This window comes from Nonomuraea sp. NPDC051191 (assembly GCF_044455665.1).
In the GTDB taxonomy this organism is placed as follows: Bacteria; Actinomycetota; Actinomycetes; order Streptosporangiales; family Streptosporangiaceae; genus Nonomuraea.
On sequence record NZ_JBITEZ010000002.1, the window covers coordinates 571,986 to 584,663 of the forward strand.

15 protein-coding genes are annotated in these 12,678 nt (G+C 72.9%); 8 read left to right on the plus strand and 7 right to left on the minus strand.

Going from position 1 to position 12,678, the window contains the following annotated elements; translation table 11 throughout:
- The 4 genes from ACIA8R_RS07215 to ACIA8R_RS07230 all read right to left on the minus strand — a co-directional run bounded on the left by ACIA8R_RS07215 (position 1) and on the right by ACIA8R_RS07230 (position 2,286).
- Complete coding sequence (locus ACIA8R_RS07215; RefSeq protein WP_357706693.1) at positions 1-405, minus strand: nitroreductase family deazaflavin-dependent oxidoreductase; 405 nt, start codon at positions 403-405, stop codon at positions 1-3.
- Positions 406-436: 31 nt separating this feature from the next.
- Positions 437-916: a hypothetical protein gene (locus ACIA8R_RS07220; protein ID WP_397037080.1), complete on the minus strand. Its 480-nt coding sequence runs from the start codon at positions 914-916 to the stop codon at positions 437-439.
- Positions 917-988: 72 nt separating this feature from the next.
- Positions 989-1,537 (minus strand): GNAT family protein, encoded by a 549-nt coding sequence (locus tag ACIA8R_RS07225; protein ID WP_357706690.1) that lies wholly within the window; start codon positions 1,535-1,537, stop codon positions 989-991.
- A gap of 41 nt (positions 1,538-1,578) precedes the next feature.
- Positions 1,579-2,286 (minus strand): hypothetical protein, encoded by a 708-nt coding sequence (locus ACIA8R_RS07230; RefSeq protein ID WP_357706689.1) that lies wholly within the window; start codon positions 2,284-2,286, stop codon positions 1,579-1,581.
- 256 nt (positions 2,287-2,542) lie between these two features.
- On the opposite strand from ACIA8R_RS07230, the gene ACIA8R_RS07235 reads away from it, so the two are divergent.
- The gene (locus ACIA8R_RS07235) at positions 2,543-3,841 is read left to right on the plus strand and encodes an MFS transporter (protein WP_364096328.1); all 1,299 of its coding nucleotides are present in this window, start codon (positions 2,543-2,545) and stop codon (positions 3,839-3,841) included.
- Positions 3,842-3,921: 80 nt separating this feature from the next.
- Here ACIA8R_RS07235 and ACIA8R_RS07240 read toward each other — a convergent pair whose 3' ends face one another.
- The gene (locus ACIA8R_RS07240; protein WP_397037083.1) at positions 3,922-5,253 is read right to left on the minus strand and encodes an MFS transporter; all 1,332 of its coding nucleotides are present in this window, start codon (positions 5,251-5,253) and stop codon (positions 3,922-3,924) included.
- Positions 5,254-5,335: 82 nt separating this feature from the next.
- Here ACIA8R_RS07240 and ACIA8R_RS07245 point away from each other — a divergent pair, with 82 nt between their 5' ends.
- The 5 genes from ACIA8R_RS07245 to ACIA8R_RS07265 all read left to right on the plus strand — a co-directional run bounded on the left by ACIA8R_RS07245 (position 5,336) and on the right by ACIA8R_RS07265 (position 8,986).
- A complete protein-coding gene (locus ACIA8R_RS07245; protein ID WP_397037338.1) occupies positions 5,336-6,025 on the plus strand; it encodes a GntR family transcriptional regulator in 690 nt (229 codons plus the stop codon).
- Between the two features lie 10 nt (positions 6,026-6,035).
- A complete protein-coding gene (locus ACIA8R_RS07250; protein ID WP_357706685.1) occupies positions 6,036-6,398 on the plus strand; it encodes a DUF2203 domain-containing protein in 363 nt (120 codons plus the stop codon).
- A 73-nt stretch (positions 6,399-6,471) separates the two neighbouring features.
- Positions 6,472-7,425 (plus strand): TolB family protein, encoded by a 954-nt coding sequence (locus ACIA8R_RS07255; RefSeq protein ID WP_397037085.1) that lies wholly within the window; start codon positions 6,472-6,474, stop codon positions 7,423-7,425.
- 5 nt (positions 7,426-7,430) lie between these two features.
- Positions 7,431-8,387, plus strand: a complete 957-nt coding sequence (locus ACIA8R_RS07260) for a hypothetical protein (RefSeq protein WP_397037087.1) — start codon at positions 7,431-7,433, stop codon at positions 8,385-8,387.
- A 59-nt stretch (positions 8,388-8,446) separates the two neighbouring features.
- Positions 8,447-8,986 carry a CGNR zinc finger domain-containing protein gene (locus tag ACIA8R_RS07265; protein ID WP_357706681.1) on the plus strand — a complete coding sequence of 180 codons (540 nt, stop codon included), beginning with the start codon at positions 8,447-8,449 and terminating at the stop codon, positions 8,984-8,986.
- A gap of 47 nt (positions 8,987-9,033) precedes the next feature.
- Here the strand turns inward: ACIA8R_RS07265 and ACIA8R_RS07270 are convergent, their stop codons facing one another.
- A complete protein-coding gene (locus tag ACIA8R_RS07270) occupies positions 9,034-10,380 on the minus strand; it encodes an MFS transporter (RefSeq protein ID WP_397037090.1) in 1,347 nt (448 codons plus the stop codon).
- Between the two features lie 190 nt (positions 10,381-10,570).
- Here ACIA8R_RS07270 and ACIA8R_RS07275 point away from each other — a divergent pair, with 190 nt between their 5' ends.
- Both ACIA8R_RS07275 and ACIA8R_RS07280 read left to right on the plus strand, forming a co-directional pair.
- Positions 10,571-11,200, plus strand: coding sequence for an alpha-ketoglutarate-dependent dioxygenase AlkB (locus ACIA8R_RS07275; RefSeq protein WP_397037092.1), 630 nt, complete (start codon positions 10,571-10,573; stop codon positions 11,198-11,200).
- Between the two features lie 54 nt (positions 11,201-11,254).
- Positions 11,255-11,587 carry a hypothetical protein gene (locus ACIA8R_RS07280; protein WP_364096352.1) on the plus strand — a complete coding sequence of 111 codons (333 nt, stop codon included), beginning with the start codon at positions 11,255-11,257 and terminating at the stop codon, positions 11,585-11,587.
- A 30-nt stretch (positions 11,588-11,617) separates the two neighbouring features.
- On the opposite strand, the gene ACIA8R_RS07285 is transcribed toward ACIA8R_RS07280, so the two are convergent.
- On the minus strand, positions 11,618-12,673 hold the full coding sequence (locus ACIA8R_RS07285; RefSeq protein ID WP_397037094.1) for an oxidoreductase: 1,056 nt from the start codon (positions 12,671-12,673) through the stop codon (positions 11,618-11,620).
- Positions 12,674-12,678 lie beyond the last annotated feature (5 nt).

The following is a 12,678-nucleotide window of genomic DNA, read 5'->3' on the forward strand; positions in this document are numbered from 1 at the left end:
CTACGTGGCGCGCTGGAGCACGACCACCGGGATCTGGCGGTCGGTCTTCTCCTGGTATTCGTCGTACTGGGGCCAGGTGCGGGTCATCGTCCGCCACATCTCCGGCTTCTCCTCCTCGGACGCGGTGCGGGCGCGGGCCTTGAACCGGTCGCCCTTGACCTGCACCTCGACGTCGGGATGGGCCAGCAGGTTCTTGTACCACTGCGGATGGTCGGGATCGCCGCCCTTGGAGGCGACCACGAGGAAGTCGTCCCCGAACCGCTGGTAGATCAGCGGCGTGGTGTACGACCTGCCGGAGTTGCGGCCCTTGGTGGTGAGGAGGAGGACGGTGGTGTTGTTCCAGTCGTGCCCCTCCGCGCCGTCGGTCGCCTGATAGCGCTGCACGTGTTCTTGGCCAAAGAGCATGCCTCTGCACTACCCCCGCGGCGGGGTCTCCTCACCGGGCCGCGCCGACCAGCTCGGCGGCGGGCCGGATGGCGACCGCCAGGGCCGAGTCGGGGGTGCGCTCGCGCACGTCACGGTCGCGGATCGCGAACACGGCGGGCGCCGCGCCCACGTCGCCGTAGCGCTCGGTCACCGCCGCGCCGATCGCCCGCCGCACGTCACGCACGACCTCCCGGACGTCGCGGCCGGGCCGGGCGGGGACGGACACGGCGGGGTCGGACACGGCGGCGGGGACGGACACGGCGAGGTGGCCGAGCATCCCGGCGAAGCGCAGCTCGTCGTCGGCGACGGGCTGCTGCCCAGGCAGCACGGGCCGGTCGAGCCAGAACACGTTGCCGGACAGGGACGCCTCGTAGCCGTCGGGGCCGAGCACCCGCGCCGTGCGGGCCAGCAGCTCACCGAACTCGGCCAGGTCCGCGTGCGGCGGGAGGTCGGTGGTGACGAACAGGGGCACGATCAGCGAGTCAGGCATGCGGCTATCCCTCCGTGAGGAGGCTCATCGTAGGACGTGCCACCGACAATTCCGCTCTTCGCCACTCGCCGTCTACCGCTCGGTCCACTCGTCCTGGAGCGCCGCGTGCACGATGGAGTCGCGCCAGCCGTGCGGGGTGTGCACGTGGTGCCGGATCAGCCCCTCCTCGACCATGCCGGCGGTCAGCATGGCGAGCTGGGCGGGCAGGTTGGCGGGAGACCTGGCGCCCCAGACGCGGTGCAGCCCGAGCTGCTTGAAGCCGAACGACAGCAACAGCCGTACGAGGTCGGTGCCGATGCCGCGGCCCCACTGGTCGGGATGGAGGCCGAAGCCGATCTCGGCGCTGTGGGGCAGGTCGGGGTCGATCTTCAGGCGGGCCACGCCGAGCACGTGCCGGCGGTCGGCGTCGACCACGGCCAGCACGTAGAGGTGGCGCGGGTCGGCGGCGGCCGCCTCGACGGCCTGGCCGACCAGGGCGGCGACCTCCTGCACGCTGCGCGGCGCGAACGGCATGTACTGCGTGGCCGCCGGATCGCCGTACACGGAGTGCAGCGGGACGACGTCGGCGTCGGTGACGTCACGGAGTCCGATTCGCTCGCCGATGACCATCACGCGCCGCATGCGCAGAAGGTAACGCGACTGTAGTGATCTTTACAAGGGTGTCAAGTCGCGAGCTGACTGCCGTAAGCCCGCGCGACAAGTTCGGCGACGGCGCTGTGGGCGCCGAGCGGCTCGGCATGACCGGCCTCGACGGCGGTGGCGGCGCGCTCCACGATCTCCGCGGGGGCCTCGTGGCCGATCAGGCAGGGCGCGATGGCCAGCCGTTCGGCCCCGGCGGCGCGCAGGCGCTGGGCGGCGACGTCCACGCCGGGCGCGCTGTCGAGCGAGGCGGCGACGACCGGCAGCGTGAGCCTGGAGGCCAGCAGCACGGCCGTGGCCTGGACGGCGTGCACCGCGCGCTCGCCGCCCACCGTGCCGAGGATGACGGCGTCGACGGGGCTGGAGACGTTGAGCAGGCGGACGCGGTCGGCCCTGGCCAGGCCGCGCTCGGCCAGCCTGATGTGCAGGGCCTCGGCGAGCAGCGGGTGGGGGCCGAGCGCCTCGGTGGCGACCGCGCCGGAGCCGCTGGCCGCGATGGCCTTGCCGATCTCGGCCATGACGACCGGGTCGTCCCAGGTGAGCAGGGGCACCACGACGGCGTCGCGGCCCGAGGGCAGCGAGTCTGCCAGGTCGGCGACGGCGGTCAGCCGCACCTCGATCTGCGGGTTGTCGACCCGCACCACGGCCGCGATCTCTTCGGCCACGCCGCCGGTGCCGCCGGGGGTGGCCAGCACGAGCATGGGCGCGTCCGGCGGCAGGGACGTGGGCACGGGGCGACGGTGCCGGCCGCCGCCGGGCCGGGGGGAACGTTCACGTACAGGCAGGCTCACAGGCGCGCATTTTATGCCTATTCGGGGGAGGTTGTTCTGCGAATCGGGAGCGAATCCGTCACAAGGGGGAAGGGGTGTGATCGAGATCACATCGTGACCGCCGTCGCCGTTGACGGACACCTTGAAAAGGGAAACCCTGAGGCAACTAGAAACGCGTTCTAGAGCGACCGTCACACACCGTCCCCGGAGGATGGGAATGAAGCCGTTCTATGTCCGCGAGCTGAGCGTGTACCCGGTCGGTCGCCGGCGGATCTTCCTGCTGGCGATAGCCGTGCTGGCGAGCCTGGTGGCCAACTTCGAGACCACGCTCGCCACGATCCTGCCGCTGCTGATGAAGGACCTGGGCATGTCGCTCACGGTCTATGGCCTGCTCGCCGCGGGATCGGTCCTGATCGGCGGCCTGTCGGCCGGCGTCGGAGGCATCCTGTCCGACCGTTGGGGACGCGTCACGCTCCTGGTGCCCACCCTCACCGTCACGGCCGCCTGCAACTTCCTGCTGGCCACCGTGGACACCGTGGCGGGCCTGTTCTGGGTGCGCTGCCTGATGTTGTTCATCGAGGGCGCGGGCATCACCATCACCGCCTCCCTCGTCCGCGACTTCTCCCCGCGTCTCGGGCGGGCCCAGGCGTTCGCGTTCTGGACGTGGGGGCCGGTGGGGGCCTCCTTCCTGGCCTCGTTCATCGCCGGGTTCACGCTGCCGCTGTTCGACAACGCCTGGCAGTCGCAGGCGATCATCATGGGCGTCGTGTCGCTGGCCATGTGCGCGGTCATCGTCTGGAAGATCGCCGAGCCGTCGGCGGCGCTGCGGGCCCAGGTGCTCGACGCCGAGGAGGCCGTCGCCGTCGAGGAGAAGGTCGACGCGGGACGGGTGCGCGAGCTGTTCCGGCATCCCCACCTGTGGGCCCACGTCCTGGGCAACACCGGCTGGCAGGTGCTCTACTGGACGTTCGCGATCTTCGGTCAGACCATCCTGGTGGAGGCGTTCGGCCTGGAGCCGGCGGGGGCCAACCGGGTCGTGGCGCTCGGCATCGTGCTCAACGCGGTCGCCGTCGTGGTCGTCGGACGGGTCTCCGACCGGCTGCGGCTGCGCAAGCCGTTCACGGCCGCCGGCACCGCGCTGACCGTGCTCACCCTGGCCTACTTCATCGGCCTGGTCGGCCCCGGCGTCTCCCCGGGACACGTCACCGCCGTCTACGCGCTGCTCTTCCTGTTCATGGGCGTCGCGTACGTCCCGTGGATGGCCAACTTCTCCGAGAACGCCGAGGACGTCGAGTCGCGCCTGCAGGGCTCGGCGCTGGGCATCTGGGGCATGGTCGTCCGCGTCATGATCGTGGTGCTGCTGGTCGTCTCGCCCATGGTGGTGGCCGCGGGCGGCTGGGGCACCTGGCTCACCGTGGCGCTGGCCGGGCAGGTCGTGTTCCTGGCCTCGATGGCGGCGTTCAAGGGCGACTGGCGCAGGCGCCGCCGGGTGACCGAGCCCGAGACCGCCGTCTGAGCAGCTCGTCTGAACGGCCCGCGTGGGCGGCGGTGGCAGCCGCCGCCCACGCCTTCGCGGCGTTCCCGCCTCCCTCCGCCTCAGGCGAAGGGGCCCACCTGGCCGGGCAGCCTCCTGGCGGTGCCGCTCTCGCCGGCGGCGAGGTCCAGGTCGCGGGTTTCCGGGGCGATGGCCAAACCTACGGCGGTGACGGCCAGCGCGACAACCACGTACAGGGACACGGCGAGGGTGGTGCCGTACAGGTCGAAGAGCTTGAGCGCGATGAGCGGGGCCAGCGCGCCGCCGACGATCCCGGCCACCTGGTAGCCCATGGAGGCGCCGCTGTAGCGCAGCCGGGTGCTGAACAGCTCGGCGATGAAGGCGGCCTGCGGGCCGTACATGGCGGCGTGGGCGACCAGCGCGACCACCGCCGCCAGCACGATCAGCGGGAACGACTTCGTGTCCAGCAGCGGGAAGAACGCGAACACCCACACGGCCGCCGCCAGCACGCCCGCGAAGTAGACCGGCCGCCGGCCCAGCCGGTCCGACAGCGCGCCGAACAGCGGGATCAGCCCGAGCTGCAGCGCCGAGCCGATCAGCACCGCGTACAGCGCCACCGACCGCTCCACCTTCAGCTGCCCGGTGAGGTAGACGATGATGTACGCGGTGAAGGTGTAGAACGCCACGTCCACGCCGATGCGCGCGGTGAAGGCCGACAGCAGGGCCCGCGGATGCGTGCGCACCACCTCCACCAGCGGCATCCTGGCCGTGCCGCCGTGCCTCTCGACGCGGGAGAACAGCGGCGACTCGGTGATCCGCGTCCGCACCCACAGCCCGACGAACACCAGCACGCCCGACAGCAGGAACAGCACCCGCCATCCCCACGCCTGGAAGGCCGCGTCCGACAGGCTGAAGGACAGGATCGCGAGCAGGCCGGTGGCCAGCACGTACCCGGCAGGGACGCCGACCTGCGGCCAGCTCGCGTTGAAGCCGCGCCGCCTGCTGTCGCCGTGCTCCAGCGACATGATCACCGCGCCGCCCCACTCGCCGCCGAGCCCGAAGCCCTGGACGAAGCGGAGCACGGCCAGCAGGACCGGCGCGGCCACCCCCACGCTCGCATAGCCGGGAAGCACGCCGATGAGGAACGTCGAGAGGCCCATCAGCAGCAGCGTCACGACCAGCACGGTCTTGCGGCCCGCCCGGTCGCCGAAGTGGCCGAACACCACGCCGCCGAGCGGCCGGGCGACGAACGCGACGGCGTTGGTCGTCAGGGCCGCCAGCGTCGCGTTGAGCGGGTCGAGCGTCGGGAAGAACAGCTTGCCGAAGACCAGCGTCGCGGCGGTGGTGTAGAGGAAGAAGTCGTACCACTCCAGGGACGTGCCGATGAGAGCGGCGAGGATCACCCGGCGGGTCTGGTGCGCGGAGCTTGACATCGAAGGCTCCCAGATGGTCGAGGGGATAGTTTCAACGTAAGGATTGTTGAACAATTCGACAAGAGGTTTGCTCCATGATTCCCTGGCGAACGTGGAAGACGTGGTCGCGGACCTCGCCCGGCACCGGTCGAGACTGAGCCGCAGCAGCACGGCCGAGCGCGTGGCCGACATCCTCCGCGACAACATCATCGAGGGCGCCTTCCCGCCGGGTGAGCGGCTGTCGGAGGAGGCCATCTCCGAAGGGCTCGGCGTCTCCCGCAACACGCTGCGCGAGGCGTTCCGCCTGCTCGGCCACGAACGCCTGCTCGACCACCGGCTCAACAGGGGCGTCTTCGTCCGGCTCCCGTCCGTGGAGGACGTCTCCGACCTCTACACGATGCGGCGGGTGCTCGAAGGGGCCGCCGTCCGGCGCGCGGCGTCACGGCAGGCGCTCACGCTCATCGGGGAGGCCGTGCGCGACGCCGAACGGGCCGCCGCCCAGGGCGACTGGCAGGGCGTCGGCACCGCCAACATCCGCTTCCACCAGGCCCTCGTCGGCCTGCACGGCAGCCCGCGCCTCGACGAGGCCATGCGGCAGCTCCTGGCCGAGCTGCGCCTGGTCTTCCACGTGATGGACAACCCGCGCGCCTTCCACGAGCCGTTCATCGGCCGCAACCGCGAGCTGCTCGCCCTGCTGGAGGCCGGCCGCACCGAGGAGGCGGCGGCCTGCCTCGACGACTACTTCGACGAGGCCGAGCGGCTTCTCATCCACGCCTACCAGCCGAACGGGTAGCGTTTTCCGCATGGACCGGATCTTCACCCTGGACGAGGCGCGTGCCCTGCTGCCCGGCATCATCGCCGAGGCGCGCGAGATCGTCGCGGGCCGCGCCGACCTGGCCGAGATCGCCTTCGACCGGGAGGCCGCCGGCGGGTCGCAGCTCGGCGGGCTGCCCGAGATCAAGGCCATCGAGGCGCGCATCCAGGAGACGCTGACCGGCTGGAGCGAACAGGGGATCGAGGTCAAGGGCATCGCGCCGCTGCTGATCGACTTCCCCTCGGTGCTCGGCGGGGCGTCGGTGCGGCTGTGCTGGATCGAGGGGGAGCCCGAGCTCGCCTGGTACCACCGTACGGATCTGGGCTTCGCGGGGCGCCGTCCGCTGCCCTGAAGCGTGGCCTACATGTGACCAACTCGCCACCGTGCCCATGGGTCTAACCAGGTGAGCGAAAGGATCACCACTCATGAGGCAATCCTCAGCGGCCGTCGCGCTCCTCGCGCCGGCGGTCGTCGGCGGGCTCGGGCTTCCGGCCGCCGCATCCGCGCACACCGGGCCGCCGCAGGCTCGCGCGGCCTGGGTCACCACCTGCGAACTCCCCGTCGAGGGGACGTCCCCGTGCGGCCCCTGGCACCTGCTCTTACGGGACGGCCGCAAGGTCACCGTGAGCGACTCCGCCGCCCGCGCCAAGGGCCGCGCGACCTCGCTGTTCGCCCTCAGCGGCGACGGCCGGACGATCGTCTACCAGCGGGCCCGCGACCACCGCCTCGTCGTACGGGCGGCGGCCGGCGGCCCGGTCAGGGAGCTGCCCAGCTCCTTCCGGCCCGGCGGCGAGGACGGCGCGCTGTTCCTGTCCCCGGTGGGCGACCGGGTCCTCGCCGGCGGCAAGGGACACGTCAAGGTGCTCACCCTGGCCACCGGCCGGATCACCCGCCTGACCGTCAAGGGCGACCCGGCCGGCTTCAGCGGCGACGGGGACGAGGTGCTGGCCACCCGCGACCTGAGCGACGGCACCAAATGGCTCTACTCCCACGGGCTCGACGGCCGCACGCTCAGGAGCCCGGCCCCGCAGTTCGTCGCCAACGCCGTCGCCCTCGCGCTGTCCTCCGACGGGCACACCGTCGCCGCGTTCAGCTCCGGCGACCCCGGCCGCGGGACCCCGCCCAGGACGCGCACCTACGACCTGGAGACCGCGCGGCTCTCCGACGGCGTGAACCTCCCCCTGACCAGCGACACCCCGCCCGACCACGCCCGCTGGGCGCCTGACGGCACGCTCGTCGCCTACTCCTACGACAGCGGCACCACGAAGTCGACGGTGGTACGGGTGCTCACCGTCGACCCCGCTTCCGGCCAGGCCCGCCGTACGGACACCTACAAGGTGGGCCCCGACTCCCACACCATCGTGTTCCCGGGGGAATGATCACCATGAGAATCGTCCCATTGCTCGCCGCGGCCCTGCTCACCCTCGCCGCCGTGCCGGCCGCCGCCCAGGCGGCGCCGCACCACGGTCACGACAGCATCCGGTACGCCTCCGTCAAGGGCTGCCCCGGCAAGGACGGCGCCTCCAGGCCCTGCGGGCAGTGGCGGCTCGTCATGCACGACGGCGGGCGCATGACGCTGCCCGACGCCCAGGTCGTCGCGCTCGACGCCCGGCGACGGTCCGTCGTCGACTCGCCGGCGCCGATCGCGGTCAGCGGCGACGGGCAGCGCGTGGCGTACTTCACCAAGGGCGGGCGCCTGGCCGTACGCGTCCTCGGCGGCGGCGTCACCCTGCTGCCCAAGGACGCGCTGCCGCGGGTCGCCCAGAACGAGGTGACGCTGCAGCTGTCCGACGACGGCGCGCGGCTGGCCGTCGTGATCGGGAGCGAGAAGCCCGCCGACGCCAGGATCTTCGACACGGCCACCGGCGCCCTGCTCGGCACCGTGCCCGCGGACGAGACCGTCCTGGGCTTCAGCGGCGACGGCGACGAGGTGCTGTCCACGATCGACTCCGACGACTCCGTCACCGACCTGGTCGTCCGCGACGAGACGGGCGAGCAGCTCGTCCGTGCCACGCCGCCGCAGGTCGTGGCCGCCAACGGCCCGCAGGCGCTGGCCGGCGACGGGCACACGGCGGCCGTCGTGATCCGCGGGAAGAAGACCGAACTGCTCACCTACGACCTGGCCACCGACGAGGTCACCGGACGCAAGAAGATCAAGCTGCCGGCCGGCGACCTCAGCATGATCGACTGGACCGGCGACACGCAGGTCACGCTGCACCTGGTGTCCGGGTCGTCCAGGATGACGATCGTGCAGATCGACACCGGGACGGGCGCCGTACGGGTCAGGGACCGGTACACCGTGCTCAAGGACACCTTCGTCTTCGCCGCCTGCGGCGGCTGACCCGGGATCGCGGTCCACGGCGCGGGCAGGGGGAGCCCCGCCGTGGATACGCTTGCCGCGTGGAGGTTCACTCGACCAGGGCGATGGCCGTCAGAGCCGTCGAGCTGTGCACGGAGCTGCTGCACGGACAGCCGACGGCCGCCTCGGTGACCCACGTCCTGCGCCGCCACGGCGAGCACGGCGACCTGCGCCTCGGCGACTCCGACGTGGCCGCGATGCGCGCGGTGGCGGCCCGGCTGCGCGACGTGCTCGGGGCCCGCGACGCCGGGGAGGCGGCGGACCTGCTCAACCGGCTGCTGTCGGAGTCGGCCCGGCCGCCCCGGCTGACCAGCCACGCGGGCACGACGTCCTGGCATGTCCATGTCGACAGCGGCGACGACGCGCCGTGGGCCGAGTGGTTCCTGGCCTCCTCGGCGATGGCCCTGGCGGTGCTGCTCGCCGATCATCAGCGCGTCCCGGGCGGGTTGTGCGCGGCGGCGGGGTGCGGGCGGCCGTACCTGGACCTGGGCGGCGGCAGCCCACGTCGCTACTGCGGCACCCGCTGCGCCACCCGCGCCCGCGTCGCCGCCCACCGCTCCCGCCTCCCCACCACCCCCTGACGTCCCTGGCTCCCGATGCCGCCTGATGGCGTTCCCGCGTGCCTCCGTCAGCGGCTTTCCGCTGACGCCCGCCGTGCGCGGCGGTGGGCGAGGACGCAGACGGCCACGAGCTGCGTCACCGCGCCGGCCAGCAGGGCCGCGGCGGCCGAGTGGGCGCTCAACGGCCCGGCCAGCGCCGAGCCGACGGCGAACGACGTGATCTTGAGGCTGGCGCCGGTCGTGAACACCTGACTTCGCAGCCCGGCGGGCGCCTCCCGCTGCCGCACCGCGAACAGCGCCGTCAACTGCGGCCCCTCGCCCACCCCCACCAACCCCGCCCCGACCACCGCCACCCAGTACGCCCCCGCCACGGCCGCCCCCATCCCCGACGGCCCCTCCACGGAGGGCTCCGCGACGGACATCCCCACCAGTCCCGCGACGGCCGCGGCTGCCATGCCCGCGCCGACCAGGGCAGTGGCCCACACCAGCGTCGCGTCCCACGGCGGGGTCGCCTTCCGCCTCCGGGAGCCGCCTCGCCAGGCCAGGAGGCCGTTCGCGGCCAGGCCGGCCGCCGCCGTGACGGCCAGCAGCAGCGTCCCGCGGCCACTGTCACCCGAGAGCTCCAGGCCCAGCACCGGCGCCGACACCACGAACATGCCCGTCCCGGCGCAGGAGATCATCGACCCGGCGGTGGCCCGCCACAACACCCGGTTCCCGAGAACCACCCTGACCCCGGCCACCACCTCACCCGCGACCTCCCTGCCGGCCCGCGCCGTGGAGGCGAGGAGCCCGGCGCGCCGCCGCTCGCGGGTGGGACCCTCACAGACGGGCCCGTCGTGGGCGGGGCGGTCGTGGGCGCGGTCGTCGCGGGTGGGGAGGGTCCAGGCCGTGGGGAGGGCGGACAGGAGGAGGGCGACGGAGACGAGCACCGCCGTCGTCCCGCCGGCCATGGCCGCCACCACGCCCACCGCCGCCGGACCGGCCAGGCCGGCCACGTTGTACGTCATGGCGTCGAGCGCGGTGGCCCGGGCCAGCCGTTGCCGGTCGGGGCCGGAGACCAGGGGGAGCTGTCCCGTCCAGCCGCCTGTCAGCGCGGGGCCCGCCAGTCCGGTCACCATGGCCAGCGCGACCAGGGCCGTCCCGGGAACCCTGCCGACACCGGCCGCCACCAGCAGCAGGCCGGTCGCGTACCCGAGCAGGCACCACGCGAGCAACCGGCCCGGACGGCGGGCCCGGTCCAGCAGCACGCCGAGCAGCGGCCCGCCGACGGCCGCCGAGACGGTCAGCCCGGCCAGCAGCGAGGCTCCGAGCAGCGGCGAGCCGGTGGCGGCGAGCCCGGCGACCAGGAGGGCGGGCCCGGACATCTCGTCGCCGGTCCGTGCCGCCACCACGCCGGCTATGTAACGGGATAACACTGGCAAGACGTTACAGGATGAGCGTTAGGTGCTGGTTCGGGCGGGAAGGACCTTGGGCGACCGTCCCGCGCGGGTCTCGCGCCCGCCGGCGGCGACCTGCCCGGCCTGTACGGACTGCGTACCGCACAGGCCGGGCACCCTCACGCTCCCAGTCGAAAATGTGTTTGAGAGATGACGTAGACTCGGCCTCATGAAAGCCGCGTTCCAAGCATCTCTGCTGGGTCTCGACGAGGAGCTCGGCGTCGGGCGGCTGGGCGCCACGGTCCGCAGGACGTACCTCGACCACGGGGCCTGGATCGACCTGCGGCCGGGCTGGCTGGCCGGGGCCGACACGCTGTTCGGGCGGCTGGCCGAGACGGTGCCCTGGCGCGCGGAGCGCCGCCGCATGTACGACCGGGTCCTCGACGTCCCGCGCCTGCTGAAGTTCTACGACGAGGGGGAGGCGCTGCCCGACCCCGTCCTCGACGAGGCCAGGGCGGCGCTCGACGACCACTACGGCGAGGAACTGGGCGAGCCCTTCCGCACGGCGGGCCTGTGCTTCTACCGCGACGGCCGCGACAGCGTGGCCTGGCACGGCGACACCATCGGCCGGGGCGGCAGCGAGGACACCATGGTCGCGATCGTCTCGGTGGGCAGCCCGCGTCCGCTCCTGCTGCGTCCGCGCGGCGGCGGCCCCTCGATCCGGCGCGACCTCGGGCACGGCGACCTGATCGTCATGGGCGGAAGCTGCCAGCGCACGTGGGAACACGCGATCCCCAAGACGGCCCGGCCCGCGGGGCCGCGCATCAGCATCCAGTTCAGGCCCCGCGGCGTCCGCTGACCCCGCCCCTCGGTACAGCCTCCCTCCGCTTGGTTCGTGGGCTACCCTCCGGCCATGGGTAGGTTTCTCGCTGTCCTGAACGGCGCGGCCGACGACGCCGACAAGGCGGAGTTCACCGAGCAGCAGCAGAGTGAGTTCATGAACGCGTGGGCGGTGTGGGCTCAGAAGAACGAGCACGCCCTGATCGATCCCGGGGCGCCGCTCTTCCGCAAGAAGCTGGTGACGGCCCGAGGCGTCGAGGACTTCACCGACTCGAAGACCGGATACGCGATCGTGGAGGCCGAGACGCATGAAGACGCGGCGCGGCTCTTCAGCGACCATCCCCACATCGCTCTGATGCCGGGGAACTCGATCGAGGTCCTGGAGTGCCCGCCCGTCCCGTCCTGAGCTTCGTGTCCGTACATGGCCGGACGCGCTCTAGCGGAGCCGGAGGCGGGCTATGCGGCCCTGTTCGCCGGAGGCCCAGCAGGACAGGTCCGGGGTGCACGAGACCGTGTCGAACGAGCCGCCGTCGAAGGACTCCCAGCGGGCCCCGCCCGAGTACGTCACGTCGCTCCCCGTCGGCCCGACGGCGATGGCCGCGAACGGCAGGTGCGGCAGCCACGTCACCCCCGACCGGTACGCGGGCGGCGGGGTCGTGGCGGTCTGCCAGGTGGCGCCGCCGTCCCTGGTGACCGCGGCGGCGTTCGGGGAGGGGAGGCCGGGCTGGTAGTCGCCGCCGACCGCGATCCCGCGGTGCCGGTCGCGGAAGGCCAGCGCGAAGACGCCCTTGGCGGCGTCGGCGGCCGGGACGGGGGTGTCGGCGACGGTCCACGTACGTCCGCGGTCGGCCGAACGGAACACGCGCGACCGCTCGCCGCCGCCGGTGGCGATCCACGCGTCGCGCCCGCCCGCGGTCACCAGGCACTGCCCGCTCGCCGCGAACCCGGCCTCGCCGGGCAGCGCGTCCGGCATGCCGGACGAGGGCAGCACCTGCCAGCTCCGTCCGCCGTCGTCGGTGGCCAGGACGCGGAACCTGCCGTCCACCGGGTCGCTCATGGCCAGGCCGTGGCGGCGGTCGAAGAAGGCCATGCAGTCGTAGAAGGCGTTCGGTTCGTCGTTCCTGAAGGACTCGGTCCAGGTGCGGCCGCCGTCCTCGGTGCGGTAGACGCGGCCGTCCGTGCCGGTGCCGATCGACAGGACCAGGGCGCGGCGGGCGTCGAACGCCTCCACGTCGCGGAACTGGAGGGCCTCGGTGCCGGGTGGGGAGACGTTCTGCCAGGTACGCCCGCCGTCCACGGTGCGCAGGACGGTTCCGCCGGTGCCGGCGGCCCACACCACGTCCCTGCTCACGGGGGCCAGGCCGCGGAAGCGGGCGGTCACGCCGGTCTCCTTCAGCTCCCAGCCGAGTCCGGGGGTGGCCGCGTGGGCGGGGAGGGGGGCGGCGAGCACGAGCGCCGCGGACATCACGCTCATCGCGATGCGAACGTTCATGTCGG

Bases quoted from the DNA above. Each gene is read 5' to 3' on its own strand.
- ACIA8R_RS07215 (WP_357706693.1), bottom strand. From the start codon at position 405: ATGCTCTTTGGCCAAGAACACGTGCAGCGCTATCAGGCGACCGACGGC.
- ACIA8R_RS07220 (WP_397037080.1), bottom strand. From the start codon at position 916: ATGCCTGACTCGCTGATCGTGCCCCTGTTCGTCACCACCGACCTCCCG.
- ACIA8R_RS07225 (WP_357706690.1), bottom strand. From the start codon at position 1,537: ATGCGGCGCGTGATGGTCATCGGCGAGCGAATCGGACTCCGTGACGTC.
- ACIA8R_RS07235 (WP_364096328.1), top strand. From the start codon at position 2,543: ATGAAGCCGTTCTATGTCCGCGAGCTGAGCGTGTACCCGGTCGGTCGC.
- ACIA8R_RS07240 (WP_397037083.1), bottom strand. From the start codon at position 5,253: ATGTCAAGCTCCGCGCACCAGACCCGCCGGGTGATCCTCGCCGCTCTC.
- ACIA8R_RS07250 (WP_357706685.1), top strand. From the start codon at position 6,036: ATGGACCGGATCTTCACCCTGGACGAGGCGCGTGCCCTGCTGCCCGGC.
- ACIA8R_RS07255 (WP_397037085.1), top strand. From the start codon at position 6,472: ATGAGGCAATCCTCAGCGGCCGTCGCGCTCCTCGCGCCGGCGGTCGTC.
- ACIA8R_RS07260 (WP_397037087.1), top strand. From the start codon at position 7,431: ATGAGAATCGTCCCATTGCTCGCCGCGGCCCTGCTCACCCTCGCCGCC.
- ACIA8R_RS07275 (WP_397037092.1), top strand. From the start codon at position 10,571: ATGAAAGCCGCGTTCCAAGCATCTCTGCTGGGTCTCGACGAGGAGCTC.
- ACIA8R_RS07280 (WP_364096352.1), top strand. From the start codon at position 11,255: ATGGGTAGGTTTCTCGCTGTCCTGAACGGCGCGGCCGACGACGCCGAC.
- ACIA8R_RS07285 (WP_397037094.1), bottom strand. From the start codon at position 12,673: ATGAACGTTCGCATCGCGATGAGCGTGATGTCCGCGGCGCTCGTGCTC.